26 protein-coding genes are annotated in these 25,003 nt (G+C 70.8%); 15 read left to right on the top strand and 11 right to left on the bottom strand.

The features are described from left to right. Positions 1-68: 68 nt before the first annotated feature. The 3 genes from ABZS71_RS12180 to ABZS71_RS12190 all read left to right on the top strand — a co-directional run bounded on the left by ABZS71_RS12180 (position 69) and on the right by ABZS71_RS12190 (position 2,917). Complete coding sequence (locus ABZS71_RS12180; protein ID WP_356209205.1) at positions 69-1,097, top strand: CobW family GTP-binding protein; 1,029 nt, start codon at positions 69-71, stop codon at positions 1,095-1,097. A gap of 95 nt (positions 1,098-1,192) precedes the next feature. Next, a complete protein-coding gene (locus ABZS71_RS12185; protein ID WP_356209208.1) occupies positions 1,193-2,647 on the top strand; it encodes an FG-GAP-like repeat-containing protein in 1,455 nt (484 codons plus the stop codon). 81 nt (positions 2,648-2,728) lie between these two features. Further along, positions 2,729-2,917: a hypothetical protein gene (locus ABZS71_RS12190; protein ID WP_356209211.1), complete on the top strand. Its 189-nt coding sequence runs from the start codon at positions 2,729-2,731 to the stop codon at positions 2,915-2,917. 16 nt (positions 2,918-2,933) lie between these two features. Here the strand turns inward: ABZS71_RS12190 and ABZS71_RS12195 are convergent, their stop codons facing one another. Continuing rightward, positions 2,934-3,917: an aldo/keto reductase gene (locus tag ABZS71_RS12195; protein ID WP_356209213.1), complete on the bottom strand. Its 984-nt coding sequence runs from the start codon at positions 3,915-3,917 to the stop codon at positions 2,934-2,936. Between the two features lie 150 nt (positions 3,918-4,067). Here ABZS71_RS12195 and ABZS71_RS12200 point away from each other — a divergent pair, with 150 nt between their 5' ends. After that, the gene (locus ABZS71_RS12200) at positions 4,068-4,310 is read left to right on the top strand and encodes a hypothetical protein (RefSeq protein ID WP_355843755.1); all 243 of its coding nucleotides are present in this window, start codon (positions 4,068-4,070) and stop codon (positions 4,308-4,310) included. Next, positions 4,311-4,688 (top strand): toxin Doc, encoded by a 378-nt coding sequence (locus tag ABZS71_RS12205; RefSeq protein WP_355843752.1) that lies wholly within the window; start codon positions 4,311-4,313, stop codon positions 4,686-4,688. Positions 4,689-4,715: 27 nt separating this feature from the next. Here the strand turns inward: ABZS71_RS12205 and ABZS71_RS12210 are convergent, their stop codons facing one another. The 4 genes from ABZS71_RS12210 to ABZS71_RS12225 all read right to left on the bottom strand — a co-directional run bounded on the left by ABZS71_RS12210 (position 4,716) and on the right by ABZS71_RS12225 (position 9,603). Beyond that, a complete protein-coding gene (locus ABZS71_RS12210) occupies positions 4,716-6,497 on the bottom strand; it encodes an FAD-dependent oxidoreductase (protein WP_356209217.1) in 1,782 nt (593 codons plus the stop codon). A gap of 147 nt (positions 6,498-6,644) precedes the next feature. Then, positions 6,645-7,916, bottom strand: a complete 1,272-nt coding sequence (locus ABZS71_RS12215; RefSeq protein WP_356209219.1) for an MFS transporter — start codon at positions 7,914-7,916, stop codon at positions 6,645-6,647. A gap of 71 nt (positions 7,917-7,987) precedes the next feature. Then, positions 7,988-8,491: a MarR family transcriptional regulator gene (locus ABZS71_RS12220; protein ID WP_355843743.1), complete on the bottom strand. Its 504-nt coding sequence runs from the start codon at positions 8,489-8,491 to the stop codon at positions 7,988-7,990. Between the two features lie 95 nt (positions 8,492-8,586). Beyond that, a complete protein-coding gene (locus tag ABZS71_RS12225; protein ID WP_355844070.1) occupies positions 8,587-9,603 on the bottom strand; it encodes a YncE family protein in 1,017 nt (338 codons plus the stop codon). A 444-nt stretch (positions 9,604-10,047) separates the two neighbouring features. Here ABZS71_RS12225 and ABZS71_RS12230 point away from each other — a divergent pair, with 444 nt between their 5' ends. From ABZS71_RS12230 to ABZS71_RS12245, 4 genes are all read left to right on the top strand, one after another. Further along, a complete protein-coding gene (locus ABZS71_RS12230; protein ID WP_356209222.1) occupies positions 10,048-10,944 on the top strand; it encodes a Gfo/Idh/MocA family oxidoreductase in 897 nt (298 codons plus the stop codon). Positions 10,945-11,034: 90 nt separating this feature from the next. Then, entirely contained in the window at positions 11,035-11,778 is a 744-nt protein-coding gene (locus tag ABZS71_RS12235; RefSeq protein WP_355843737.1) for a beta-phosphoglucomutase family hydrolase, read from the top strand. Continuing rightward, complete coding sequence (locus tag ABZS71_RS12240; RefSeq protein WP_356209225.1) at positions 11,775-14,120, top strand: glycosyl hydrolase family 65 protein; 2,346 nt, start codon at positions 11,775-11,777, stop codon at positions 14,118-14,120. The genes ABZS71_RS12235 and ABZS71_RS12240 overlap by 4 nt, the downstream gene beginning before the upstream one ends. A gap of 27 nt (positions 14,121-14,147) precedes the next feature. Next, a complete protein-coding gene (locus ABZS71_RS12245; RefSeq protein ID WP_356209228.1) occupies positions 14,148-15,197 on the top strand; it encodes a PHP domain-containing protein in 1,050 nt (349 codons plus the stop codon). 14 nt (positions 15,198-15,211) lie between these two features. Here the strand turns inward: ABZS71_RS12245 and ABZS71_RS12250 are convergent, their stop codons facing one another. Then, positions 15,212-15,784 carry a YceI family protein gene (locus ABZS71_RS12250; protein WP_356209231.1) on the bottom strand — a complete coding sequence of 191 codons (573 nt, stop codon included), beginning with the start codon at positions 15,782-15,784 and terminating at the stop codon, positions 15,212-15,214. A 201-nt stretch (positions 15,785-15,985) separates the two neighbouring features. Here ABZS71_RS12250 and ABZS71_RS12255 point away from each other — a divergent pair, with 201 nt between their 5' ends. The 6 genes from ABZS71_RS12255 to ABZS71_RS12280 all read left to right on the top strand — a co-directional run bounded on the left by ABZS71_RS12255 (position 15,986) and on the right by ABZS71_RS12280 (position 19,822). After that, the gene (locus ABZS71_RS12255; RefSeq protein ID WP_355843725.1) at positions 15,986-16,492 is read left to right on the top strand and encodes a hypothetical protein; all 507 of its coding nucleotides are present in this window, start codon (positions 15,986-15,988) and stop codon (positions 16,490-16,492) included. An 8-nt stretch (positions 16,493-16,500) separates the two neighbouring features. Further along, positions 16,501-17,694 carry a hypothetical protein gene (locus ABZS71_RS12260; protein ID WP_356209233.1) on the top strand — a complete coding sequence of 398 codons (1,194 nt, stop codon included), beginning with the start codon at positions 16,501-16,503 and terminating at the stop codon, positions 17,692-17,694. A 310-nt stretch (positions 17,695-18,004) separates the two neighbouring features. Beyond that, positions 18,005-18,193, top strand: coding sequence for a hypothetical protein (locus tag ABZS71_RS12265; protein WP_356209236.1), 189 nt, complete (start codon positions 18,005-18,007; stop codon positions 18,191-18,193). Between the two features lie 117 nt (positions 18,194-18,310). Further along, positions 18,311-18,529: a hypothetical protein gene (locus ABZS71_RS12270; protein WP_356209238.1), complete on the top strand. Its 219-nt coding sequence runs from the start codon at positions 18,311-18,313 to the stop codon at positions 18,527-18,529. After that, the gene (locus tag ABZS71_RS12275) at positions 18,526-18,687 is read left to right on the top strand and encodes a hypothetical protein (protein ID WP_355843713.1); all 162 of its coding nucleotides are present in this window, start codon (positions 18,526-18,528) and stop codon (positions 18,685-18,687) included. The genes ABZS71_RS12270 and ABZS71_RS12275 overlap by 4 nt, the downstream gene beginning before the upstream one ends. A 124-nt stretch (positions 18,688-18,811) precedes the next feature. Continuing rightward, positions 18,812-19,822: a methyltransferase gene (locus tag ABZS71_RS12280; RefSeq protein ID WP_356209240.1), complete on the top strand. Its 1,011-nt coding sequence runs from the start codon at positions 18,812-18,814 to the stop codon at positions 19,820-19,822. A gap of 54 nt (positions 19,823-19,876) precedes the next feature. Here ABZS71_RS12280 and ABZS71_RS12285 read toward each other — a convergent pair whose 3' ends face one another. The 5 genes from ABZS71_RS12285 to ABZS71_RS12305 all read right to left on the bottom strand — a co-directional run bounded on the left by ABZS71_RS12285 (position 19,877) and on the right by ABZS71_RS12305 (position 24,682). Beyond that, positions 19,877-20,695 (bottom strand): class I SAM-dependent methyltransferase, encoded by an 819-nt coding sequence (locus ABZS71_RS12285; RefSeq protein ID WP_356209243.1) that lies wholly within the window; start codon positions 20,693-20,695, stop codon positions 19,877-19,879. A gap of 167 nt (positions 20,696-20,862) precedes the next feature. After that, positions 20,863-22,059, bottom strand: a complete 1,197-nt coding sequence (locus ABZS71_RS12290; RefSeq protein ID WP_356209245.1) for a globin domain-containing protein — start codon at positions 22,057-22,059, stop codon at positions 20,863-20,865. A 120-nt stretch (positions 22,060-22,179) separates the two neighbouring features. After that, positions 22,180-22,629, bottom strand: coding sequence for an Rrf2 family transcriptional regulator (locus ABZS71_RS12295; RefSeq protein ID WP_356209248.1), 450 nt, complete (start codon positions 22,627-22,629; stop codon positions 22,180-22,182). A 71-nt stretch (positions 22,630-22,700) separates the two neighbouring features. Further along, positions 22,701-23,480, bottom strand: a complete 780-nt coding sequence (locus ABZS71_RS12300) for a metallophosphoesterase (protein WP_356209251.1) — start codon at positions 23,478-23,480, stop codon at positions 22,701-22,703. Between the two features lie 86 nt (positions 23,481-23,566). Next, positions 23,567-24,682, bottom strand: coding sequence for an AI-2E family transporter (locus ABZS71_RS12305; RefSeq protein ID WP_356209253.1), 1,116 nt, complete (start codon positions 24,680-24,682; stop codon positions 23,567-23,569). Positions 24,683-25,003 lie beyond the last annotated feature (321 nt).

Raw genomic sequence — 25,003 nt, forward strand, 5'->3', positions numbered from 1 at the left:
GGCCCGTGCCCGGATAGCATGAACGGCCCGCCCGCGAACACCACGAACCGCCGCACGGAGACGCAACCTTGGCCACGCAACGGATCCCGGTCATTCTCATCACGGGCTTTCTGGGCTCCGGAAAAACGACGATGCTCAATCATCTGATGCGTGACAGCACGGACACCCGCATCGGCGTCATCGTCAATGACTTCGGATCCATCAATATCGACGCCTTGGCCGTCGCCGGACAGGTCGACTCGATGATCCCGATCGAGAACGGCTGTCTGTGCTGCGCCGCGGACGCCTCCGAGATGGACGACATGCTCGAGCGGCTCACCGATCCGGACCTGCGCATCGATGTCGTCGTGGTCGAGGCGAGCGGCCTCGCCGAGCCGCAGAGCATGATCCGTACACTGCTGTCCAGCACCAATGAGCGCATCGTCTACGGCGGTCTGATCGAGGTCGTGGACGCGGCCGAGTTCGCGAGCACACGGGAACTCCATCCCGAGCTCGACCGCCATGTCCGCGCCGCCGACCTGGTCGTTCTCAACAAGACCGACCGGGTGGGGGAGGAGGAACGGCAGCGCCTCCTGGAGACGGTCGGGGCGATCGCGCCGGGGCTGCCGGTCCTCACCGCCGAACACGGCCGAGTCGACCCCGGCCTCCTGTTCGACCATCGGCCCCGCCACACCGTGGAGGAGCGCTTCCGCCAGCTCTCCTTCGCGGATGTGTGCGCCGACGGGCACGACGAGCACAGCCGGCATCTCCACGCCGCGTACGAGAGTGTGGAATTCACCTCGTCCGAGCCGCTGAACCCGCGCCGCGTCATGGAATTCCTCGACAGCCGCCCCGCGGGCCTCTACCGCGTCAAGGGCTTCCTCCACTTCGCGGGCGCGGGCCAGGACCAGAAATTCACGCTGCACGCGGTCGGTTCCTTTCTCCGGTTCCGGGCGTCGCCCTGGGAGCGCGGTGAACTCCGTACGACACAGCTGGTGATGATCGGCACCGGGATCGACGCCGACGCCCTCACCAAGCGGGTGACGCAGTGCGTCGAGACATCTCCGGAAGAAATCGGCGAACAGCACATGATGGGCGTCCTGCGCTACACGGACTAGGGAATTGCGTGCGGCCGGCGGGCAACCGTTCGGTGGTGTCACCGGTCCTGGTGGGTGTACATGAGGTAAACGCTCACCAACGAGCAGGAGGCTTTGTGCGTCCCCGTTCACTCTCCACCGTCGCGCGCTGCGCGACGGTGGTCGCACTTGTGACCACCCCCGCCTTACTCGCCGCACCCTCGGCGGGCGCCGCCGAGGCGCGCACCACCACGGCGGCAGGCGCGCCGCGGACCGACTTCAACAACGACGGATTCGCCGACGTCGCCGTCTCCGCGCCGACCGGCACGGCGGGCGGCAAGGCCAAGGCCGGCTATGTCGCCGTCGTCTACGGCTCGGCCTCCGGCGCGGACACCGCCCACCGGCAGGTCATCAGCCGGGCGACCGAGGGCGTCCCCGGCGATCCCGCCGCGTCCGCGCGCTTCGGGTCCCGTACCGTCGCCCGCGACCTGGACGGCGACGGCTACACCGACCTCGCGGTCCAGACGGGCGACAGCCCGGCCATCACGGTCCTGTGGGGCTCGGCGAACGGGCTGAGCGGCGGCACCCAACTGCCCGCCGGTGACGGCGACGCCTTCGGCGCCGGCATCATCGCGGGCGGCGACTTCAACGGCGACGGCCAGGCCGACCTGGTCGATGTGGTCGACCTCAGGGCCTCGGAGGACAACGAGTCGGCCGGACTGCGCGTCCGCTTCGGCCCGTTCACCCGTGACGGCGCCGCCGCGGGCAGCGCCACCGTCGACACCGGAAAGATCGACAGGCCGACCAGCCTGACCGTGGGCGACATCACCGGTGACGGCAAGGACGACCTCTTCTCCACCCACGCCTTCGAGGAGGACGCCGAGCCCAGCCTGTTCTGGAAGGGCGGCACGGACGGCCTCGGGAAGACGCCCACCAGCATCGTCGCCGCTGCCACCGCGACCGTCGGCGACCTCGACAAGGACGGCCGCGGCGACCTGATCGTGCGCACCATCCCCAGCAACATCGTCGAGAACCTGCCGTACGACCACGGCACCATCAAGGTCCTCTACGGCTCCGCGTCCGGGCCGAGCACCACCCGCACCAGAGTCATCGACCAGAACACCGCGGGCGTGCCGGGTATCAACGAGGACGGAGACCAGTTCGGCTCCTCGCTCAGCGCCGGGGACGTCAACGGTGACGGATACGCCGACGTCGCCGTCGGCATCCCGGACGAGGACCTGGACTCCGTCAAGGACGCGGGCAGTGTCGTCCAGCTCTACGGCGGCGCGGGCGGTCTCACCGGCACCGGCGCCCAGGCATTCACCCAGGACACCGCCGGTGTCCCGGGCGCCGCTGAGGCGGGCGACCGCTTCGGCGCGGCGGTGCGGCTCGGCGACACCAACAGCGACGGCAAGGCCGATCTGTCCGCGGGCGCCCCCGACGAGGACGGTGCCTACACCTCCAGCGGTGCGGCCTGGGTGCTGCGCGGCCGGACGGGCGGCCTCACCACCGATGGCGTCGTCTCCTTCGGGCCGTCGGGGCTCGGCGCGCCCGAGGCGGACGCGGCGCTGGGCAGCGACTTCCAGCACTAGTTCCCGTGCAGGGGCGGCCGCCCATCGGGCCGCTGTCCGCAGACAGTTGACGCTCCCTCAGTTTACTGGACGGTAGTGTCCATGGCGACGTATGTGAGGCGAGGGACGCACAGCGGCCGACCCCGACCGGGCCGCACCGGGCTGCTCGGGGCGGCCGCTCTGCTGCTCTCCGCCCCGGCCGACGCGGGAACCTTCCACTACGCGCTGATCGCCGACGGCACCGCCGCCCGGCGCGAACTCGCGCAGTGGGCGGCGGCCGCCGACTTCTGAGGCCTTTGGCCCGCCATCACCAGCGGGGGTGCGCCTGGGCCCGGATCCGCCGGTCGTACAGATCGCCGATGGCGTCCAGCGTGGACTGGGGCAGTGGGGCCAGACCCGCTGCCGCCGCGTTCGCCTGAGCCTGCTCGGGCGAACGCGCACCCGGGATGACCGACGTCACGCCCGGCTGCTGGACGATCCAGCGCAGCGCCGTCTGCGCGGGCGTGGCCCCCTCCGGCGCCAGCTCCCCGAACTCCACCGCCGCCTCGACGCCCTCCTCGAAGTCCACCCCCGAGAAGGTCTCACCCTGGTCGAACCTCTCGCCGTGCCGGTTGTACGTACGGTGGTCGTCCTCGGCGAAGACCGTGTCCCGGGTGTACTTCCCCGTCAGCAGACCGGACGCCAGCGGCACCCGTGCGATGATCCCCACCCCGGCCTCCCGCGCCGCCGGAACCACCCGCTCCAGCGGCTTGAGCCGGAACGGGTTGAGGATGATCTGCACGCTCGCCGTGCCCGGCCGCGCGATCGCCGCCAGCGCCTCCTCGCAGGTCTCCACGCTCACCCCGTACGCCGCGACGCGTTCCTCCGCCACCAGCGTGTCCAGCGCGTCGAAGACCGCGTCGGAGGAGTGCACCGAGGACGGCGGGCAGTGCAGCTGCACCAGATCGAGGACATCCACCCCGAGGTTGGCGCGGGAGCGGTCGGTCCACGCCCGGAAGTTGTCCAGGGTGTAGTTCTCGGCGACCTGCGGCATCCGCCGCCCCATCTTGGTCGCCACGAAGATCCCGGCGTCCGGGCGGTCCCGCAGAAACCGTCCGATGAGCTGCTCGCTGCGCCCGTCCCCGTACACGTCGGCGGTGTCGAAGAACGTCACGCCCGCTTCGACGGCCGCGTCCAGTACGGCCAGGGCGTCCGCTTCGTTCACGTCGCCCCAGTCCGCGCCCAGCTGCCACGTCCCGAGCCCGACGACGGAGACCTTCCGGCCCGCCCGGCCGAACACACGCTGCTCCATGCTCCCTCTCTCTCCTACGGTGCGGACACCGTACTCCCACCAGGTCCGCAGCACGGCTGCGCCCGTCGTAAAGCTTGTCAAGTACCTACAAATACATGAGGTGAGCTGCGGCGATTGATGTCGGGGTACCCGGCAAGTAGGGTGTCCCGCATGTCAGCACTCAACGTGGAATTCAGCGATCGGGAACTTGAGGACCTCCGCCAGATCGCCAAGGAACGCGGTACGACGATGAAGGCCCTCGTCCGCGAGGCGACGGTCGCCGACATCGCCCGGCACCGCGCCCTGCAGGAAGGCGCCGAGGTCTTCCGGCGCTTCTTCGCGGACAACGCCGACGCCTTCGCGGACGCGTTCCCCGAGGATGAGCACCGCCCCCACCCGGGACAGGCCGCCTGAATGGCCCCGCCTCTGCATATTGACGTCCCCTGGCTGCTGCAGCGCCATGAGGAAGTCCTGCCCGAACAGCCGTCCATCTCGGACTTCTCCGGGCTCGTCGCCGCCGTGGCCCGCCACCGCGTCGACCCGCCGCGACTGGGCGTCGATCCCGACCCCGCGTGGCGGGCCGCGGCGCTGCTGCATACGATCGCCCAGCTCAGACCGCTCCCGGCGAGCAACGCACGGTTCGCCAGCGCGACTGCCGTCGCCTATATGCACGCGTCGGGCGAGGGCATCGACCCGCCGTACGGGGCGCTGATCGACCTGGTCCGGGACATCCTCTCCAGCAAGGCCGATGTCTTCGACGCGGCGGGACGCATCCGCTCCTGGCGGATCTGACGGGCGGCCGGCCCTACCCGGTTCGGCTCAGCCCAGATCGAAGGTGTTGGGCAGCCCCAGCCGATAGCGGGTCTCGTCGACACCGCGCAGCAGCTCCAGCTCCGGCGGCTGGTACAGCATCCACACCTGGCACCGCCGCGCCGGTGAACCCTCCGCGTCCAGCAGCGCGTTGACGGCCCGGCGCGCCGATTCGTTCGCCCCCTCCATCGTCGCGAGGTCCATGTCGGTGGCCACATAGTCCCCGGCGAGAAAGAGATTGGGCACCGCGGTGGCGGCGGTGGGGCGGTTGTACCAGGTGCCGGTGGGATGGATCAGCAGCTGCTCGCGATTGGTGGGGGAGGGCCCGCCGAGCCCCTCGACGGCCGGGTCCATGAACCAGGAGTGCACATCCGCGTCGCGCAGCACCGTGCGCCCGGTGTCGTGCAGGCTGTCCTTCAGCTGCGCCCAGATCTCCTTGACGACCTCCTCGCGGGTGCACTGCTTGGCCGTCTTCCCGTACAGGATCCCTGGTTTGTCCCACTCCGAGACGATCGTGGACAGACAGTCGGTGACCTGCCCGTCCCCGTAGTCGGACGCGAAGTCCCGGCCCTTCCAGAACTGCCCCTGTCCGATGGCGGTGATCGACCAGGGCGAGTCCACGCAGTCCACATGGCCGTGCACGACGGGCGTAGGGGTGCGCAGATAGAACTGGACGCCGACCATCCAGTCCGTCTGCAGCTTGTCGCAGCGGGCGAGCTGCGGATCGGCGGCGCGCAGCGAGCTGCCCCAGGTGGTCCGCGCGTGTTCGACGGGCATCGCGCTGAGGTAGTGGTCGGCGGTGACGGTACGGCTCGCACCGGTGCCCCGGTCCTTGAGTCGGACCCCGGTGATCCGCCCGCCCCCGTACTCCAGCTCCGTCACCTCGGTGCCGAGCTCGAACCGCACCCCGAGGCCGCGCAGATGGGTCTCCCAGGGGCCGATCCACACCTCGCTGGTCGGGGCGTTCAGCACCCGGTCCGGCTCGCCGTCGTTGCCGCGCCCCAGCACGTTGTAGAGGAACGCCTGCACGATGCGGGCCACGGTACGGGTGCTGGCCTCCTCCGCCTTGGTGGCGACGATATTGCGGGTGATGCCGACCGCCAGCAGCCGCTGGTAGTCGTGTGACATCCGGCCGGCCTTGACGAAGTCCCACCACGGGACCTTCTCCCACTGCCGCTCACGGCGCAGATCGCAGCTGGTGAGATGGACCAGGACGCGGTCCGCGAAATACGCGATCTCGGTGGGGGGCAGGCCGAGCGCGGTGCTCAGAAAGCCGGTGATGAGCTGCAGCAGGGCGTCTGGGGTCAGCGAGCCCGCGTCGGGCGGTGCGAGGACGGTACGGAACGGCATTCGCAGATCCGGGCTGCCGCCGTTCAGGCTGAACAGCTCCTCGGTGGAGTCGACGAGGTTGTCATGGCAGCCGCCCGGATTGCCGGGGAACGGGATCCGGCGCAACGTGTCGGGCAGATTGCGGTAGAAACCGGGAAAAAAGCGGAAGCCGTGTTCACCGGGCAGCGGCTTGCGGCCCCCGCCGCCGGTGCCGGGCACATCCATGCTGCGTGCCTTGCCGCCGAGTCGGTCGTTGTACTCGTACACCGTGACCGAGAAGCCCCGCTCGGCGAGCTCGTGGGCCGCGCTCAGCCCCGAGACCCCGCCGCCGAGCACGGCGACGCTGCGGGCGGCGGGCGCGGCCGACGCGGGACGGGCGACCGCGGTGCCCAGCGCGAGAGCCCCGCCAGTGCCCCCTGCCGTGGCCAGGAACTGACGCCGTGTACTGCTGCCGCCGCCCATCACGTGATTCCCTCCCCCGGGCCGACATGTCCACGTCACGTTACCGCTGGGGCGTGCGGGGCGGAAGACGCCCGGCGGCCGGGAACCCGTTCGACGGATCACCCGGCCGCCGGGGCGCCGAGCCGGCAGGGGAGGCCCCCTCGTGCGTCAGCCGGCCGAGCCGAACTCCTCGGCCGGCGCCTGCTTCTCCAGCGTCTCCCGCCGCTCCTCGGCCGGCGCGTGCCCGGCCGCCTCCGCCGCCTGGGCCCGCTCGGCCTCGGCGAGCAGCGCATGCCCGGTGGCCAGCACGCCGATGCCCAGCGCGACCGCCGCGGCCCCGATGTAGAAGGGCAGATGCACCCCGCTGTGCTCGGCGATCTTGCCCGCGGCATACGGGGCGAGACCGCCGCCGATGAAGCGGACGAAACCGTAGGAGGCCGAGGCGACAGGGCGTTCGACGGGCGCGACGGTCATCACCGCCTGGGTGGTGATGGTGTTGTTCACCCCGATGAAGGCACCGGCCACGATCACCGCCACGATCAGCGTCGCCTTGGAGGTGGTGAAGACGCCGATGACGAGGATGTCGAGCGCGAACAGCGCCAGATTCAGATACAGGGAGCGGGCTATGCCGAGACGGGCCTGCAGCCAGGGGGCGCCGAAGACGGAGAAGAAGGCGACGAGCAGGCCCCAGCCGGTGAAGACATAGCCCAGCTGATGGGTGCCCAGGTCCATCGGGAAGGGCGCGTAGCCCAGCACCGTGAAGAAGCCCCAGTTGTAGCAGAGCGCGGTCAGCCCCATGGTGAGCAGCCCGCGGTGGCGCAGCGCCTTGAGCGGGTCGGCGATCGAGGCACGCCGCGGCGGGGTCGGGGTGGGCTCGACGAGCACGATGGTCGCGACCAGGGCGATGGCCATCAGGACCGCCACGCCGAAGAACGGCCCGCGCCAGCTGATCCCGCCGAGCTCACCTCCCAGCAGCGGGCCGACGGCGATGCCGATGCCGAGCGCGGTCTCGTAGAGGATGATCGCGCCCGCGAAGCCGCCGCTGGCCGAGCCGACGATGACGGCGAGGGAGGTGGCGATGAACAGGGCGTTGCCCAGCCCCCATCCGGCGCGGAAGCCGACGATCCCGTCGATGCCGCCGGACGCCCCGGCCGCCGCGCTGAAGAGCACGATGAGCACCAGTCCGGCCACCAGGGTGCGCTTGGCGCCGATGCGGCTGGAGACGAAACCGGTGACCAGCATGGCGACGGCCGTGACCACCAGATAGCTGGTGAACAGCAGCGACACCTGGCTCGGCGTGGCATGCAGCTTGGCGGACAGGGAGGGCAGGATCGGGTCCACGAGGCCGATGCCCATAAAAGAGATCACGCAGGCGAAGGCGACCGCCCAGACGGCCTTCGGCTGCTTGAAGGGGCTTGGAGTGCTGGGGTGAGCGGACAAGAACAGCTCCGTCGGTCAGGGCCCGAGCCGTGACGACATGGCGAGCCGTGGCGCGGCAGGGTGCCGGTTGATCAGGAAGCGGGGTGCCCCGGGGGCCTGCGCGCGTGCGCCGCGTTGTCGACCAGCCGTTGGAAGGCGGGGGCGGCGGCGCGGACGGCGGTGGCGAGTGCCTGTTCGTCCTCCGGGTCCAAAGTGGCCAGCAGATCGGCCAGCCGGGCGGTGCGGTCGCGGCGCCGCTCGGCGAGCAGTTCCCGCCCGCCGTCGGTGATCGCCACCAGCACCACCCGTCCGTCGTCCGGGTCGTCGACGCGGGTCACCAGGCCCTGCCGCGCCAGCCGCTGGATCAGCTGGGTCATCGAGGGCTGAGTGACGCCCTCGTCCGCGGCCAGAGCCGTCAGCCGCGCCGGGCCCTCCCGGTTCAGCCGGCCGAGGGTGGAGGCGGCCGTGAAGCTGATGTCCCGGTTGGTCAGATGGCGTACGGCGAGGAACGCCAGCCGCTCCAGCGCCTCCGCGACCTCCTCGCGGGCCGCGGTGGCGTCGGCTTGCCGGTGACCGGACTGCTGCGTGTACTCCACACGCAGATTTGTATCACGGGTCTATATAGGTGGGCTATGTAAAAGCGTCGACGAAAGAGTCGACGAAAGAGCGGGACCCGCCAGGAACGGCCGGCTCAGCGGAAGATCCCGGTGTGGCCGAGGGAGTACCGGCCGGGCTGCGGGTAGACCGCGAGCCCGTGCGGGCCGCCGCCGACCGGGATACGGGCGCGCAGTCGGCCGTTGCGGGTGTCGATCGCGTACACCTCGGCGTTGTAGCGGCCCGAGAGCCACAGCACCTTGCCGTCGCCGGACACGCCGCCCATATCGGGGCTTCCGCCGCCGGGGAGCCGCCACCGGTCGACGAGCTTGCCGGTCGCGAAGGACAGCACCGAGATCGAGCCCTCACCGCGGTTCGAGATGTACATGGAGCGGGAGTCGCGGCTGACGTACAGGCCGTGGGTCCCCTTGCCGGTGGGCAGCAGCCGCGGCCGGGTGAAGGCGTCGCCGTTCAGCACCCACACACCGTTCGCCACCATGTCGGCGATGTACCAGGTCTTGCCGTTCGGCGAGATCTTGACGTCCTGCGGCATCGCGCCCGCCAGCGGCAGTCGTTGCTTGGCGACCACCTTCTTCCGAGCCGTGTCCACCTTCAGCAGCTCACCGGAGAACTCGCACGACACAATGAAGTAGCGCCCGTCGGGCGAGAAGTCCGCGTGGTTGACGCCATAGCAGTCCACCGGCACCGACTTCACCACGCGCATGCTGTGCGCGTCCCGGAAGACCAGGGCCCGGTCCATGGACGCCATCACCACCGCGTACTTGCCGTCGGGGGTGAAGTAGAGGTTGTACGGGTCATGGACGTCGACCGGGCGGCCCACCCGGCCGGTGGCCGGGTTGATCGGGGTGAGGCTGTTGCCCAGGTCGTTGTTGACCCACAGCGTCTTCAGATCCCAGGACGGCACGACGTGCTGCGGCTGGGAGCCGACCTGGATCGTACGGATCACCTTGTACGTCTTCGGATCGATGACGCTCACCGTGTTCGACAGCGTATTGGGCACATACACACGCGACGGGAAGCCCTTGACCGCCCGCGACAGCTTGCCCGGCCGGTCGGCCGCGTAGAGGTCATGGGGATCCAGCGGGGCCGGCATGCCCGGCAGCAGCCGGGCCCGCGCGGCCTTCTCGGCCGCGGCGGACGCATGGAGCGAATGGCTGGCTCGCGGCGTCGCCGACTTCGCCCGGTCGTGCTGGTGCCCGTCGGAGGACGCACAGGCCGGAACCGCGGCGCAGCACAGCAGCAGGGCCGCCCCGGCCCGGACCGCGGCGACACGCGGCCGGGACGCGGGGGAGAGGTGGCGGAGAGGGCCACTGGCCACGGGGTTCCTCCAGCGGTGAGGGCGGGCTGCGGCCGGTGCCCGGACCGCGGCCGGCCGTGGCCCAAGATTGTCACCGCCGCCGCCCCCAGGCACCCGCCCGCGGCCAAGCAGGTGAGCGGCGTACCGCTGTCGACCGAAGGGGCCCCGGCCCGCGCGGCGTAGGATCGCGGCCGACGCCCGGCAGCGCCCGGGGAGGCTTCGTGCGAAGGGGGCGGACGGTTGCGGTTCGGACTGCTGGGCACCGGTCACTGGGCGGCCGAGACCCAAGGGGCGGCGCTCGCCGCGCACCCCCAGGCGGAGCTCGCCGGGATCTGGGGACGCGATCCGGCCAAGGCGGAGGCCCTGGCCGGCCGGTACGGCACGCGCCCCTACACCGACGTCGACGCGCTGATCGCCGTTGTGGACGCCGTCGCCATCGCCCTCCCGCCGGACATACAGAGCGGCCTCGCCGAGCGCGCCGCGCTGGCCGGCCGCCATCTGCTGCTGGACAAGCCGCTGGCCTTCACCACCGAGGCCGCCGACCGGATCGTGACCGCCGTCGAGGAGCGCGGCCTGGCCTCGGTGGTGTTCTTCACCAGCCGCTTCGCCGCGCCCATCGAGACCTTCCTTGCGACCGCGGCGGCGGCCGGAGGCTGGGACGGCGGCCGGGCCACCGCCTTCGCCTCGATCTTCCAGCCCGGCAGCCCCTACGGCGCCTCCCCGTGGCGCCGGGAGCGCGGCGGACTGTGGGATGTCGGCCCGCACACCCTGTCCGTCCTGCTGCCGGTCCTGGGCCCGGTGGCCGAGGTCACCGCCATCGACGGGCCGCGCGGCGCCACGCACGCGCTGCTGCGCCACCGCTCCGGCGCGGTCGGCACGCTCGCGCTCACCTTGGACGCCCGCCCCGCCGCCATGGAGTTCGCCGTCGACTTCTACGGGGAGCAGGGGAGCGCCGCCGTCCCCGACGCCGGAACGACGGCCGTAAAGGCGTTCACCTCCGCCGTCGACCGGCTGCTGCTCAGCGCCCGCAACGGCGGAGCGGACCCCTGCGACGTGACGTTCGGCCGCGAGGTGGTCTCCGTCCTGGAGGCCGCCGACCGCTCCCGCCGCGAGGGCCGCACCGTCACGCCCGCCTGAGCCGCGCCGGGCGGTGCCGAGCCGCGCCGAGCCCGGCACTCACCGCCGATTCCCCCGCATACTCCGGCATTCGCGGGGGAATCGGGTGGCATGACCAAGCTCTGCCTCCCGGAAGGTATCCGGGCCTGCCTGTTCGATCTCGACGGCGTGCTGACCCGGACCGCGGTGGTGCACGCGGCGGCGTGGAAGCAGATGTTCGACGAGTTCCTGCGCCGTCGCGACGGCCCCTCCTTCCGCCCCTTCGACGCGACAGACGACTACGACAAGTACGTGGACGGCCGCCCGCGCGCCGACGGCGTACGTACCTTCCTGGCCTCCCGGGGGATCGAGCTCCCCGAGGGCGATGACGACGACCCGCCCGACAAGGACACCGTCCACGGGCTCGGCAACCGTAAGAACGCCCTGGTCCTGGAGAAGATCCGGGAAGAGGGCGTCGAGGCGTACCCCGGATCGGTGCGCTTCGTCGAGGCGGCCCGCGCCGCGGGCCTGCGGACCGCGGTCGTCTCCTCCAGTGCCAACTGCCGCGATGTGCTGATCTCCGCCGGTATCGAGCACCTCTTCGAGGTGCGGATCGACGGCGTGGTCGCCGCCGAGCGGGGGCTGCCGGGCAAACCGCATCCGGACACCTTTCTGGAGGCCGCCCGGGAGCTGGACGTCCCTCCTGAGGCCGCCGCCGTCTTCGAGGACGCCCTGGCGGGGATGGAGGCCGGCCGCGCCGGCCACTTCGGCTGGGTTGTCGGCGTGGACCGTGTGGGGCAGGCCGACGCGCTGCGCAGACACGGGGCCGACATCGTGGTCAAGGATCTCGCCGAGCTGCTGGAGGACGCTTCGTGATCACCGACTCCTCGTACACCGTCGACCCCTGGCTACTGCGCGAAACCCGACTCGACCTCGATCTGCTGCCCCAGAGCGAATCCATCTTCGCGCTCTCCAACGGCCATGTCGGCTGGCGCGCCAACCTCGACGAGGGCGAGCCCCACGGCCTTCCCGGCTCCTACCTCAACGGTGTGCACGAGCTGCGTCCGCTGCCGTACGCCGAGGCCGGATACGGCTATCCCGAGGCCGGCCAGACCATGATCAACATCACCAACGGCAAGATCATCCGGCTGCTGGTGGACGATGAGCCCTTCGATCTGCGCTACGGGCGGCTGCGCTCCCACGAGCGCGTGCTCGATCTGCGCGCCGGGGTGCTGAACCGCACGTGCGAGTGGACCTCCCCGTCCGGCACCAGCGTGCGGGTGCGCTCCACCCGTCTGGTCTCCCTCACCCAGCGGGCCATCGCCGCCGTCGCCTACGAGGTGGAGGCCCTGGACGCCGAGATCCGCGTCGTCGTCCAGTCCGAGCTGGTCGCCAACGAGCAGCTACCCGAGCGCGGGGGCGACCCCCGGGTCGCCGAGGCCCTGGAGTCCCCGTTGCTGGCCGAGGAGAACGCGGCGAACGACAAGCGGCTGCGGCTGATCCACTGCACCGACGCCAGCCGGCTGCGGGTCGCGGCCGCCGCCGACCACCTGATCACCGGGCCGCCGCCCACCCGCCACGCCAGCGAGAGCGGCGACGACGTCGCCCGCCTCACCATCACCTCCCTGCTCAAGCCGGGCGAGGTCCTGCGGCTGGAGAAGCTGGTCGCCTACGGCTGGTCGGGCGCCCGCTCGCTGCCCGCCGTACGGGACCAGGTCGAGGCGGCGCTGGCCGGGGCCGCGAGCACCGGCTGGCGGGGCCTGCTCGACCAGCAGCGCGGCTGGCTGGAGGACTTCTGGGCCCGCGCCGATGTCGAGGTCGAGGGCGACGCCGAGATCCAGCAGGCCGTACGCTTCGCCCTCTTCCATGTGCTCCAGGCCGGCGCCCGCGCCGAGGAACGGGCCATCCCCGCCAAGGGCCTCACCGGCTCGGGCTACGACGGCCACTCCTTCTGGGACACCGACACCTTCGTCCTGCCCCTGCTCACCTACACCTTTCCCGACTCCGTGGCCGAGGCGCTGCGCTGGCGCCAGTCCATCCTGCCCGCCGCCCGCGACCGGGCCCGCCAGCTCGGCCACGACGGCGCCGCCTTCCCCTGGCGCACCATCGACGGCTCCGAATGTTCCGCCTACTGGCCGGCCGGCACCGCGGCCTTCCACATCAACGCCGATGTGGCGGACGCGGTGGTGCGCTACGTCGACGCCAGCGGCGACGACGAGTTCGAGCGCGACAGCGCCGTCGAGCTGCTGGTGGAGACCGCCCGGCTCTGGCGCTCCCTGGGCCACCACGACCACCACGGCCGCTTCCACATCGACGGGGTGACCGGCCCCGACGAGTACAGCGCGCTCGGCGACGACAACGTCTACACCAACCTCATGGCCCAGTCGAACCTCCGGGCCGCCGCGGCCATCGTGGAGCGCCACCCGGACAAGGGCGCCGCGGTGGGCGTCGACGACGAGGAGGCCGCGGCCTGGCGGGACGCCGCCGAGTCCATGTCGATCCCCTACAACAAGACCGTCGGCGTCCATGAGCAGTCCTCAGGATTCACCGGCCACCAGGAGTGGGACTTCCAGAGCACCCGCCCCGACGACTACCCCCTGATGCTCCACTTCCCCTACTTCGACCTGTACCGCAAGCAGGTGGTCAAACAGGCAGACCTGGTGCTGGCGATGTATCTGCGCGGCGAGTGCTTCACCGAGGAGCAGAAGGCGCGCAACTTCGCCTACTACGAAGCGCTGACCGTCCGGGACTCCTCCCTGTCCGCCTGCAGCCAGGCCGTCATGGCCGCCGAGGTCGGGCATCTGCGCCTCGCCTACGACTACTTGGGCGAGGCCGCCCTGATGGACCTGAACGACCTGGAGCACAACACCCGCGACGGTCTGCACATCGCCTCGCTCGCCGGCACCTGGATCGCGCTCGTGGCCGGATTCGGCGGCATGCGGCACTTCGAGGGCAGGCTGGAGTTCTGGCCCAAGCTGCCGGAGAAACTCGCCCGGCTGGCCTTCACCCTCCAGGTGCTGCGCCGGAGGCTGCGGGTCGAGATCACCGGCTCCTCCGCCATCTACTCCCTGGCCGAGGGCGCGCCGATGGAGATCAGGCACTACGGGCGGGCCATCACCGTCTCCGACAAGACCCCCCAGACCTGCGAGATACCCGAACAGACGGCCCGCCCCGAGCCTCGCCAGCCCCCCGGCCGCCGACCGCACCGCCGCGCCTGAGCGCGGCCCGAGCGAAAGGGGCGTGCGGTGGACCCGCTGGAGGCTTTGGACCGGATCGCGTTTCTCCTGGAGCGCGCCCAGGCGCCGACGTACCGTGTGCGGGCCTTCCGTACGGCGCAGGCCGTCCTGGCCGAGTTGCCCCCGCAGGAGGTGCGGCGGCGGGCCGAAGCGGGCACGCTCACCTCCCTGAAGGGAGTCGGCCCCAAGACCTCGCAGGTGGTTCGCGAAGCGCTCAAGGGGGAGGTGCCGGCGTATCTGGTGAAGCTGGAAGCCGAAGCCGCCGAGGCGGAGCGGGAGACCGACGAGGCGGCGGCAGAGCTGTGCGCCGCGCTGCGCGGGGACTGCCATCTGCATTCGGACTGGTCCGACGGCGGTTCCCCGATCGAGCTGATGGCCCGTACGGCGGCGCGGCTCGGGCATGACTGGGCCGCGCTGACGGACCACTCGCCACGGCTGACCGTCGCCCGCGGCCTCTCGCCGGAACGGCTGCGCGCCCAGCTGGACGTGGTCGCGGAGCTGGCCGAGAAGCTCGCCCCCTTCCGGCTGCTCACCGGGATCGAGGTCGACATCCTCCCCGACGGCTCCCTCGACCAGGAGCCGGAACTGCTCGACCGGCTGGATGTGGTGGTGGCCTCCGTCCACTCCATGCTGCGGATGGAGGCCCGCCCCATGACCCGCCGGATGGTGGCCGCCGTCTCCAACCCCCTGGTCGATGTGCTGGGCCACTGCACGGGACGGCTGCTCGGCGGAAAGCGACGCCCGGAGTCCACCTTCGACGCCGGCGAGGTCTTCGGCGCCTGCGCGGCGGCGGGCACGGCCGTGGAGATCAACTGCCGGCCGGAGCGGCTGGACCCGCCGCGCCGGCTGCTGAGGGAAGCCGTACGGGCGGGGACGTTCTTCTCGATCGACACCGACGCACACGCGCCCGGCCAGCTCGCCTGGCAGATCAACGGATGCGTCCGGGCGGCCGAATGCGATGTCCCGAAGGAGCGGATCATCAACACCTGGACGGCCCGACAGCTCCTGGAGTGGACCCGTACGCGTAAGGCCCCGCACCGCACATCCCGGAAGACCTGACCGGCCGCACTCTCTCAGGCGTGCGGGCCCGCGGGGTCGAGCACGGCCTCGACATCGACGGTGATGTCGACCAGATCGCTCACCACGACCCCGCCCCGGTCGACCGTGTCGTTCCAGGACACACCGAATTCCTGGCGATTGACGCGCGCCGTGGCGAGGAAACCCGCGCGCCGTCTCAGACCGAGGTTCTTCCCGTCCTCCCACCAGGGCGTGTCCCACTGCCCCAGATAGGTCACATGCAAGGTGACGGGGCGGGCGGTGCCACGCACCGTGAGATCGCCGGTGGCGTCGAACTCGGTCGCGCTCAGCTGGGTGACGCCCGTACCGACGAACGTCCAGGTCGGATGGTGCTCGACATCGAAGAAGTCCGCGCTGCGCAGATGGGCGTCCCGCTGCGGCTGGCCGGTGTACACCTGGGTCGCGTCGATGGTCGCCTCGAAGCGTGCACTCTCCGGCTTATCAGGGTCCACCTCGATAAAACCCTGAACGTTTTTAAACTGCCCGCGTACAAAAGTGACCATCATGTGTCTGGCCTTGAATTCGGCGCCCGTATGGCCGGGCTCGAAGAACCATCTGGTGACTGCCATGTCCGCTTCCCTCGCCTCTGATCCGCTCGGTCGCCCCGTAACGATCATGCGGCAGAGGCGCCGGGTCGGCCTCTCGGGCCATACACGAAATCCGCGCCGAATTCACCTGTTTGCCGTAAGTCATTACATCACCACCCTTGTTCGGGCTACGGTTGCAGCGCCGCACACGCCCGGTCCGGGGCGTGGCGTACGGGGGGATTCATGACGGACATGACGGGACTGAGCGATGCCGCCATCGAGCGGATCCTCACCATGGTCGACGCCTCAGCGGCCGCTGTCGCCGCCGAGGAGCATGAAGAGCTCTTCGAGGAGTTCGCCGAGGAGATGCGCGCCGGCCGGCGGGTGCCCGGAGCCGGGGACTTCTTCGACGACCACAGCGGGGCACCCGCCGTGGACACCCATGTGTACCTCACCATCGGGCTGTCGGTGCTCGGCCAGATCGCCTTCAAAGTGCTCTCGACGGCGACCGACATGGCCATCCAGCGCGGAGTGAGGGACGCCGTCGCCTATCTCCGGCGGTGTCTGCGCGGCGCCGGCGGCGACGACAGCGCCGACGGCACCGCGCCGCTCGCCCAGCGGGTGACGGTCGAACTGCGCCTTCCCGCGGAGGTGGACCCGGACACGGTACGAGCTGTTGTACGGATCCAGGCGGAGGCGCTCGTCCGCTCCGAACCGGATCCCGAGAGCGGTACGGACGACGCCGAATAGCGGCCTCCATGACCGCCCCGTCCCCTGTCCGCCGGCTGCGCCGGGCCGAGCGGACCTGCTGGGTGATCCTCCTTGCGCCGGTCTGCGCGGCGCCCGTCACCGGCGCGAGCGTGATGACCACCGGTGACGAGCCGCTGAGCGCACCGGTCGCGATCGGCGGCACCGCGCTCCTGGCCGTACTGCTCCTCTTCGCGCTCACCCTCGGGCCGCTGATCAACGAGTGGCGCTCCGCCTCCCTCAGCGGCCGTGAGGCCCAGGAGGGGCTGCACCCGGTCGACTGGTCGAAGAAGGGCTGGGCGCGCATCCGGGACACCTTCCACGCCGCCGGAGTGGACACCGATCGGCTCAACGCGGTCTCCAGCTGGTCCCCGGTGTCGAATCTGAAGGTGCTGCACGTCCCGCAGCGATCGCCGGGCAGGCTGGGCCGGATCGAGGACTGGGGCGCCCGGCTGCAGCGCCGCAAGTCCGTCTGGGCGGCGAGCGCCGCCGCCGGAGTGGCCTTCGCGGTGCTGCGGGACCGGGTATCGCTCCCCTTCGACGGAGACGGCCTCCTGATCCCCGGGACCGTCGTGGTCGCCGTCCTGTGGGTGGCCGCGGGCACCTTCATCTACCACGCCTTCGCGCTGAACGTCCGCAGACCCACGGTCCAGGTGGCGATCCCGCAGGGCTGGCGCACGCTGCTGCGGAGCTCACCGGCGACCGGGGCGGTGCTGCTCCGGCACGAGATCTCGCATCTGCGCCACGGCGATCCCATGAGACGGCGCTACCTCGCCCATGTGCCGGGGGCGGGGAAGTTCGCGGTGGTCTTCGACTCCGTGACGGCTCTCGGCATCACGCCCCTGGAGACCTCGGGACAGACCATCGCGTCGATGTCGGCGTTCGTCATCACGCTCATCGGCGGCCTCTACGCCAACAGCCGCGCCCACCGGCTCCTGGTCACACTGATCGAGACCCGGGCGGACGCCGAGGCCGCCACCGACGAGGAGTCGGCGCGCCATCTCGCCGCCTTCCTGGCCCGTCAGCAGGCCACGGCCCCCACCGTGCAGAAGGCCGACCGCCTGCGCGCTCTGTCCTCCCACTGGACCGGCCGGCGCCCCGCCCCCTACCCCCGCGCCGTCGCCGCCGCCTGGGTCTTCGCGGTCGGCACATGCGCACCGGCGATCGGGATCTGGACGGGCGTCCTGGACAGGACGCCGTTGTGACGCGGGGTCAGGGGCGGTCGCAGGTGGTAAGGCCGGGCCGCCAGCGGCAGGCGATGGCGGCGAATCCGCCGTCCGCCACGACCGGGACGGACAAGGTGTCGCCGCCGCGTACCACAAGCCAAGGTGGAGCGTCTGACAGATCTCGGCATGGTTGCCTCCCGAGGCGAGTACTTACCGAGTCATCCGATAACTGGGGGAGGATCATGCGTCATTGCGCCCCATCAACTGCCACCTCCCGCTTCCCGGGGCGGCACCGCGGGTAAGGAGCGTGCCAACGGCCCTGCGTGAGCTGGAGAGGAGACAGCGGACGATGAGCGGCACAGCTCGGGACGGCGGGGAAGAGAGGGAGAGGGAGAGGGAGGGCCGCGCGCCCGCGGACCCCGAAGGCGGGGACGCCGCCTGCTGGCTGGACCGCGTCTGCGCCGCATGCGGCGCGATCCAGGACGCCGCGCCCTTCGGCCGCTGCGCGCGCTGCGGAGCCGAGGCGGAGGCCGACTGACCGGGCCGGGCCCCGCGCCTGGTGTCGCCGTCGGGCCACCTCGCCGCGGCCTCCCGTCGCACCGGTCGGCCCGTGGTCAGCCGGCGTACGGCGTCGGGGAACAGGACCGAGTCGCCGGTGGCTACGAGCCGGATGGCATGGGCGATCTGCTGCGACGGGGCCCGCTTGCGGATGAATCCGCTGGATCAACGTGCTGGGTGGACGAGCTATCTCCGGCCGCGGCTCTTCGGCGGCCGTATGGTGCCGTCCGTCGTCATCACCGGGGTCATCTGGGCATCCTGGCACTATCCGCTGGCCTTCATCGGCTACATCGAAGCGGCACCGTGTGGGCCGTGAGCCTCGCCCATGCCGGAAACAACATGGTGCTCTTTCTGCTCGTCGGCCAATCGCTGGGCGCCGGTGGCGATGGCCTCGGCGCGATGGCCACCATGCTGCTTCCCATGATTCCGCTGGCCGCACTCGCACTGTGGGCCGGAAGTGACCGACGATCATGACCGGTCTCACGTCATCGGCCTCACGCTTCAGGCCCAATGGCGGGGTAACGTGAGGGAGTCCGAATCGGCGTCCTATCAAGTGCGCCCAGCGCACATTCCCAGGAGAGAGCGGCAAGGATTTCCTATGCAGCATGAGATCGGTCCCGAGTCCATTCTGCAGGTCGGGCTCGGCTTTATGGCGTCGAAGACCCTGCTCACCGCGGTGGAACTCGATCTGTTCACCCGGCTCGCCGAAGGCCCCCTCAGGGGCGGTGAACTGGCCGAAGCGCTGGGGCTGCACGCGCGCGGCGCGGCGGACTTCCTGGACGCTCTGGTCGCCTTGGGATTCCTGGAGCGCTCCGACGGCGTGTACCGCAACAGCCCGTCCGCCGACGCCTATCTCGACCGGGAGAAGGACACCTACGCCGGCGGAATCCTGGAGATGGCGAACAGCAGGCTGTATCCGTTCTGGGGCTCGCTCACCGAGGCGCTGCGCACCGGAAAACCGCAGAACGAGCTGAAGCACGGGGGTGACGAATTCGGCGCCATCTACGGGGACCAGGAGAGCCTGGAGCGATTCCTGCACGCAATGACCGGTCTCAGCATGGGCAAGGCGCTCAAGATAGCCGAGAAGTTCCCCTGGTCCGACTACCGGTCGGTGCTGGACGTGGGCGGCGCGGTGGGCTGCGTTCCGGTGGCGGTGGCCCAGCGCCACCCCCATATGACCGGCGGAGTCTATGAGCTGCCCCAGGTGCGGCCGGTCTTCGAGCGGTATGTGCAGTCCTTCGGTCTGGAGGACCGGCTGTCCTTCCACGGCGGCGACTTCTTCACCGATGACCTTCCCGGCGCCGATGTCATCGTGCTGGGGCACATCCTGCACGGCTGGGGCACCGAGGAGAAGCGCCTGCTGCTGAGGAAGGCGTACGACGCCCTGCCGGACGGGGGAGCGGTCCTCGTCTACGACGCCATCATTGACGACGAGCGGCGCGAGAATGTCTCCGGGCTGCTGGGCAGCCTCAACATGCTCATCGAGACCCGTACCGGCTTCGAGTACACGGCCGCCGAAGGCCGTACATGGCTCGCGGAGGCGGGATTCCGCAGCAGCCGGATCGAACCTCTGACGGCCGGCCATTCCATGATGGTGGGCATCAGATAACAGCCCACGCCCGGCGCCGGAACAGCCCGGCGCCGGGCACGGCGACGCCCGCCCCTAGAAGCGGTAGCGCAGGATCCGGCCCACGTCCCGGAAGCCGGGAAGATGCGCCATCACCCGCATGCTCACCCGGCCGGAGGCGGGCATCTTCTCCAGGCCCGGCATATCGACACTGCGCACCGCGTCCAGGCAGGTCAGCCCGGAATGCCAGCTTTCGATCTCCTGCGGGTCGTCCAGTCCCCAGTGCAGCGTCGCGCCCGCGTTGCGCACCGCCGGGACCATCTTCTGGAGCCGGATACCCAGTGAGCCGTAGACATCGAAGAGCAGATGGCCGCTGGGGAACCGCTCGGTGATCCGCTGGATGAGGCGCTTGCCCTCCTCCTTGCGCAGATACATCGTCAGACCCTCGAAGACGGCTACCGTCGGACGGTCGTCCGGCACCTCGCGCAGCCATGCCTCGTCGGTCACCGAGGCGCCGACCATCTCGTAGTTCCCCGCCGGCTGCGGGAGCAGCCGGCGGCGCAGATCGATGACCTCGGGATAGTCGACATCGAGCCACCGCACCGACGACGGCGGGTCGAGCCGCTGGACCCGGGTGTCCAGACCGCAGGCGAGGTGAAGCACGGTGGCCTTCTGATTCTCGGCCAGGAACTCCATGGCCCAGTCGTCGAGCTGTTTGGCCCGGAGCGCGATGCCGATCGCCGTCGTGTCCGTCATCCCCGTTTTGCTGAAGTCGTAGGCGACGCGCTCCACCGCCGCCTGCGCCGCGTGGTCGTGCAGGATGGAGTCAGGCGAACGGCCGTCCACCGCCCTGCCGTACAGCGTGGCGAGCATGGTCTCCTGGGCGCCGCTGAGAGTGATCTTTTCGCGATCCATGGTTCCTCGGTCGATGTGGGGTACCGGGCGGCCGTTTGCGAACGGATGCGCACGGGGATGGGCAGAACCCGTGTGCGCACGGTCCCACGTTCACCCGGACAAAAGCGACTTTGTCCTGAGTCATTCGAGTACATCTCGCCACGAACGTGCCGCCCTGGAGGGGTGCGTCAGTCCAGCGCCAGCCACAGATCCGGGCCGAAGACCTCGTAGTGGATCGCGCAGGGGTGCACACCCCGCTCCAGCAGCTGGGCGCGCACCGACCGCATGAAGGGCAGCGGTCCGCAGAGGTAGGCATGAACGCCGTAGGGGAGCTCGACGTGCGACAGGTCGACCCGGCCGGTGCGCTCGGCCGGCCAGTTACCCTCCGGCCGCTCGTACCAGAAGTGGGCGGAACCGTGCGCGAGCTTGGTGACCAGCCGCTCCTGATCGGCGCGCAGCGCGTGGTCGGCGGGGGAGCGGTCGGCGTGGACGGCGGTGACCGGGGCCTGGTGGCCCTGGTCGACCAGGTCCTCCAGCATGGCGACCATCGGCGTGCAGCCGATGCCCGCCGAAACGAGCAGCAGCGGCGCGTCGGCGGCGTCGAGCACGATGTCGCCGTAGGGCGCGGAGACGGAGATCAGATCGCCCTCGTGGGCGTGGTCGTGCAGATGGCCCGAGACCTCACCGGCCGGCCCCGTGCCGTCGTCCACGCGCTTGACGGCGATGGAGCGCACCGTGGAGCCGGGGGCGTTCGTCAGGCTGTACTGGCGGATCTGCCGCGCCCCGTCGGCCAGTTCGACCTGGACCGAGACATACTGGCCCGCCTTGAACGCCGGGGCGGGGCGGCCATCGGCGGGCCGCATCCGGAAGGTGACCACGTCCGCCGTCTCCTGGACCCGTCCGACCACCTCCCACTGCCGCCAGGTGCCACCCGCCAGCGCGCCGTGCTCCGCGTACAGCCGCCGCTCGGTCTCGATGAGGGAGTTGGCCATCAGCCAGTAGACCTCGTCCCAGGCGGCGGCCACCTCCTCGGTGGCCGCCTCGCCGAGCACCTCCGCGACCGCGGCCGACAGATGGCGGTGCACGATCGGATACTGCGCGGGGCTCACCCCGAGCGAGGCGTGCTTGTGCGCGATCCGGTCCAGCAGGGCGTCAGGGCGAACCCCGGGCCGCTCCACCAGGGCGGTGGCGAACGCGGCGATGGCGCCCGCGAGCGCCTGTCGCTGCGTACCGGCGGCCTGGCTGCCCCGGTTGAACAGATTCCGCAGCAGCTCGGGGTGGGCCTCGAAGAGCTTCCGGTAGAACAGATCCGTGATGGTTCCGATGGCGTCAGCGACGGCGGGGAGCGTGGCGCGGACGGTCTCGGCGGACCTCTGGGAGAGCATGAGCGACTCCTAACTGGTATATGAGATGCGCATTTAACGGCGCGAAAAAGCAGGGCGTGGCACGACTCCCCACGCCAAGGCTCAGGAGTACGGCGAGATCCGGCGCCCGCCCGGACCGGCTCACGGCGACAGGCCGGGCCCGCGCCCGACCAGTCCCAGTAGCACGGGCCCGGTCGGCGATTCGACCAGATCGGCGACGGTCAGCGGATCGAGCGAGGTGAAGAACGCCTCCTGGGCCCGGCGGAGCGCCATCCGCAGCCGGCAGCCCTGTCGCAGCGGGCACGGCACATCCCCCTCGCAGTCGACGACATCGCCGACCCCCTCCAGATCCCGCACCAGCTGACCGATCGAGGCGGTGCGCCCGGTCTCGGTGAGCGTCAGCCCCCCGCCGCGCCCGCGCCGCGTCTCGATCAGGTCGAGATGCTGCAGCCGGGCGGTCACCTTCGCCAGATGGCTGTAGGGCACTTGCATCTCCCCGGCGATCTGCCGGGCGGTGCAGGGCTCGGCCCCGGTGACCGCGAGGCGCATGATCGCGCGAAGGGCCAGATCCGTTGACTTCGTCAGCCGCATGACAGCAGATTAGATAATGCGAATCTGAGATGCAATTTACGACGGCGCCAGCCACACACCCCGGGCAACTGCTAGCCGACCGGCACGGCCCGAAAGTGCGTCGTCACCCGGTTCTCGTCGTCGAGCACATGGAAGGCCACCATCGGCGGCAGGTCGTAGTCGATACGGTCCTCGCCCTCGCAAGGGAGCGTGAGCGTCGAGACCACACCCGGCGCGGCCAGCAGCGGGAGCCGGGCGAAGGTGGTGGTCGCGCCGGTGTGGGCATGGCCGCACAGAAGCGAGACGACATGGTCGTGCCGGTCCAGAACCTCCTCCAGACGCTCGGCCCCGAACTGCCGGATGGCGTCGACATAGGGGAGATGAAGCGGCACCGGCGGATGGTGGAACGCGACGAAGGCGGGCACGTTCTGAGGGGAGTCGGCGAGCGCGCGGTCCAGCCATACGAGCGTGGCATCGTCCAGCAGCCCCTCGCCGCGCCCGGGGACCGACGAGTCGCACATCACAAAGGTCGCCCCGGGGAGATGGTGCGCCCGGTTGACGGGCGATGCCCCGTCCTCACCCGTCCGCTCCGGGTCCTCGCCGAGAAAGTGCCGCCGGTACGCGGCCCGCTCGTCATGATTGCCGGGGCAGGTGAACACCGGGAGGGGGGACTTGAGGATCGCTGCCGCCTCCTGGTACTCATCGGCGGTCCCGTGGTCGGCGATGTCGCCCGTCACCACGATCGCGTCGAGCGGCCCGGAGAGCCCGTGGAGATACGACATCACCCGACGGGTCCGCTCGGCGGCCCTGGCGCCGCCGTCACCCCGGTCCTGGCCGAGATGGACATCGCTGATCTGAGCGAACACCAACATGGTGGAGGTCTCCTGACGACAGAGAAGCAGTACGCGACGCCGACCAGGCCAGCCTATGCGGGCACCGCACACGCCCGCGTCCTCCGTCAGGGACGACCGGGCGGCCGCTGGTCGCGCAGCGCACGCGTCACCGACCAGGCGACGGACACCATGGGAACGGCCACGACCGCCCCGATCACCCCCGCGACGATACTTCCGGCGATGACCGAGATCGCGACCGCCACCGGATGCAGCTGCACCGCCCAGCTCATCACGAGCGGATGCAGCACATGGCCCTCGAACTGCCCGACGACCACAATGAGCACCAGCACCACAGCGGCGATGACCGGACCGCGCCCGGCCAGGGCCACCACGGTCGCCACCGCCAGCGCGATCGGCGAACCGATCAGCGGAATGAAGGTCGCGAAGAAGACCAGCAACGTCAGCGGCAGGGCCAGCGGCACCCGCAGCACCAACAGGGCGAGACCGACGAGCGCCGCGTTGGAGGCCGCCACGACGATGATGCCCCGGGTGTACCCCGCGAAGGTCCGCCAGGCCGCCCGCGCCGCCCGGTCCCACGGGGACTGGGCGCCGGCGGGGAGCTGGCCACGGAACCACCGCCACATCCGATCGCCGGAGTGGACGAAGAAGAGAGAGCAGAACAGCGCCAGGACCACCGCCGTGAGCGCTTCCACGACCCACCCCGCGCTGCTGAGCGCCTTGCTGATCAGGGCCGAGCGATGGCTTGACACAAAGGAGCTGATCTTGTCGTGCAGCCCCGACAGCGTGCCGCGCCGGACATGGAACGGAGGCCCCTCCAGCCAGCGTTCGATCCGCCCGATCCCGCCGCGGAACTCACCCACCAGCCGCCCCGCCTCCCCGGCCGCCGCATTCCCCACCAGCGCCAGCAGCCCCAGCACCGCGAACAGACTGCCGAACACCGCAAGCGCCACCGCGAGCGGCCGGGGAAGCACCCGGGCCAACAGATCGGCCAAGGGACGCAGCAAGGCGGTGGCCACCAGCGCGAGAAACACCGCGATCGCCACGAGCTCGAAACGCCCCAGCACCCTGAACGCCAGATAGATAGCCGCACCGACGACCAGCAGCCGCCACGCGTACGCCGCCGCCAGCCGAAGCCCGGGATGGACAAGCCCGCCCTCCCCGTCCGCCGCGCGCCCCGCCGCCGCGAGGACCGCGGAACCGGAGCGACGAACCCGCGCCACCGCCCGCGCGCCACGGTGCGGACGGCCGCCGAGCGCGCCACGGCGCGGGCGTGGGCCCTGCCCCCTGGGTCTCTCGGGCGGGTGGGGAGACTCGCTGCTCACGTCGGCGCCACCGCCTTCCGCGTCCCGGCCCTGCGCAGCGGAAAAGAATGATGATCCATCCGTCTATGTGCTGATTCAACCAGGGCGGATGTCCGGGCGTGGGAACACCTCTCCCCGGGCGCGGCGCGATGGCGACCGAGGAGAGGGAGACAGGGGGAGGCCGACGAGCCGGCCACCCGAGAAGGAGCAGGCCCGTGCAACCGCTGCCCGCTCAGCCCG

This window comes from Streptomyces sp. NPDC005393 (genome assembly GCF_040606675.1).
In the GTDB taxonomy this organism is placed as follows: Bacteria; Actinomycetota; Actinomycetes; order Streptomycetales; family Streptomycetaceae; genus Streptomyces.

Bases quoted from the DNA above. Each gene is read 5' to 3' on its own strand.
- ABZS71_RS12300 (WP_356209251.1), bottom strand. From the start codon at position 23,480: ATGTTGGTGTTCGCTCAGATCAGCGATGTCCATCTCGGCCAGGACCGG.
- ABZS71_RS12295 (WP_356209248.1), bottom strand. From the start codon at position 22,629: ATGCGGCTGACGAAGTCAACGGATCTGGCCCTTCGCGCGATCATGCGC.
- ABZS71_RS12250 (WP_356209231.1), bottom strand. From the start codon at position 15,784: ATGGCAGTCACCAGATGGTTCTTCGAGCCCGGCCATACGGGCGCCGAA.
- ABZS71_RS12190 (WP_356209211.1), top strand. From the start codon at position 2,729: ATGGCGACGTATGTGAGGCGAGGGACGCACAGCGGCCGACCCCGACCG.
- ABZS71_RS12255 (WP_355843725.1), top strand. From the start codon at position 15,986: ATGACGGACATGACGGGACTGAGCGATGCCGCCATCGAGCGGATCCTC.
- ABZS71_RS12265 (WP_356209236.1), top strand. From the start codon at position 18,005: ATGAGCGGCACAGCTCGGGACGGCGGGGAAGAGAGGGAGAGGGAGAGG.
- ABZS71_RS12260 (WP_356209233.1), top strand. From the start codon at position 16,501: ATGACCGCCCCGTCCCCTGTCCGCCGGCTGCGCCGGGCCGAGCGGACC.
- ABZS71_RS12290 (WP_356209245.1), bottom strand. From the start codon at position 22,059: ATGCTCTCCCAGAGGTCCGCCGAGACCGTCCGCGCCACGCTCCCCGCC.
- ABZS71_RS12235 (WP_355843737.1), top strand. From the start codon at position 11,035: ATGACCAAGCTCTGCCTCCCGGAAGGTATCCGGGCCTGCCTGTTCGAT.
- ABZS71_RS12200 (WP_355843755.1), top strand. From the start codon at position 4,068: ATGTCAGCACTCAACGTGGAATTCAGCGATCGGGAACTTGAGGACCTC.
- ABZS71_RS12195 (WP_356209213.1), bottom strand. From the start codon at position 3,917: ATGGAGCAGCGTGTGTTCGGCCGGGCGGGCCGGAAGGTCTCCGTCGTC.
- ABZS71_RS12285 (WP_356209243.1), bottom strand. From the start codon at position 20,695: ATGGATCGCGAAAAGATCACTCTCAGCGGCGCCCAGGAGACCATGCTC.
- ABZS71_RS12210 (WP_356209217.1), bottom strand. From the start codon at position 6,497: ATGGGCGGCGGCAGCAGTACACGGCGTCAGTTCCTGGCCACGGCAGGG.
- ABZS71_RS12205 (WP_355843752.1), top strand. From the start codon at position 4,311: ATGGCCCCGCCTCTGCATATTGACGTCCCCTGGCTGCTGCAGCGCCAT.
- ABZS71_RS12280 (WP_356209240.1), top strand. From the start codon at position 18,812: ATGCAGCATGAGATCGGTCCCGAGTCCATTCTGCAGGTCGGGCTCGGC.
- ABZS71_RS12225 (WP_355844070.1), bottom strand. From the start codon at position 9,603: ATGCCGGCCCCGCTGGATCCCCATGACCTCTACGCGGCCGACCGGCCG.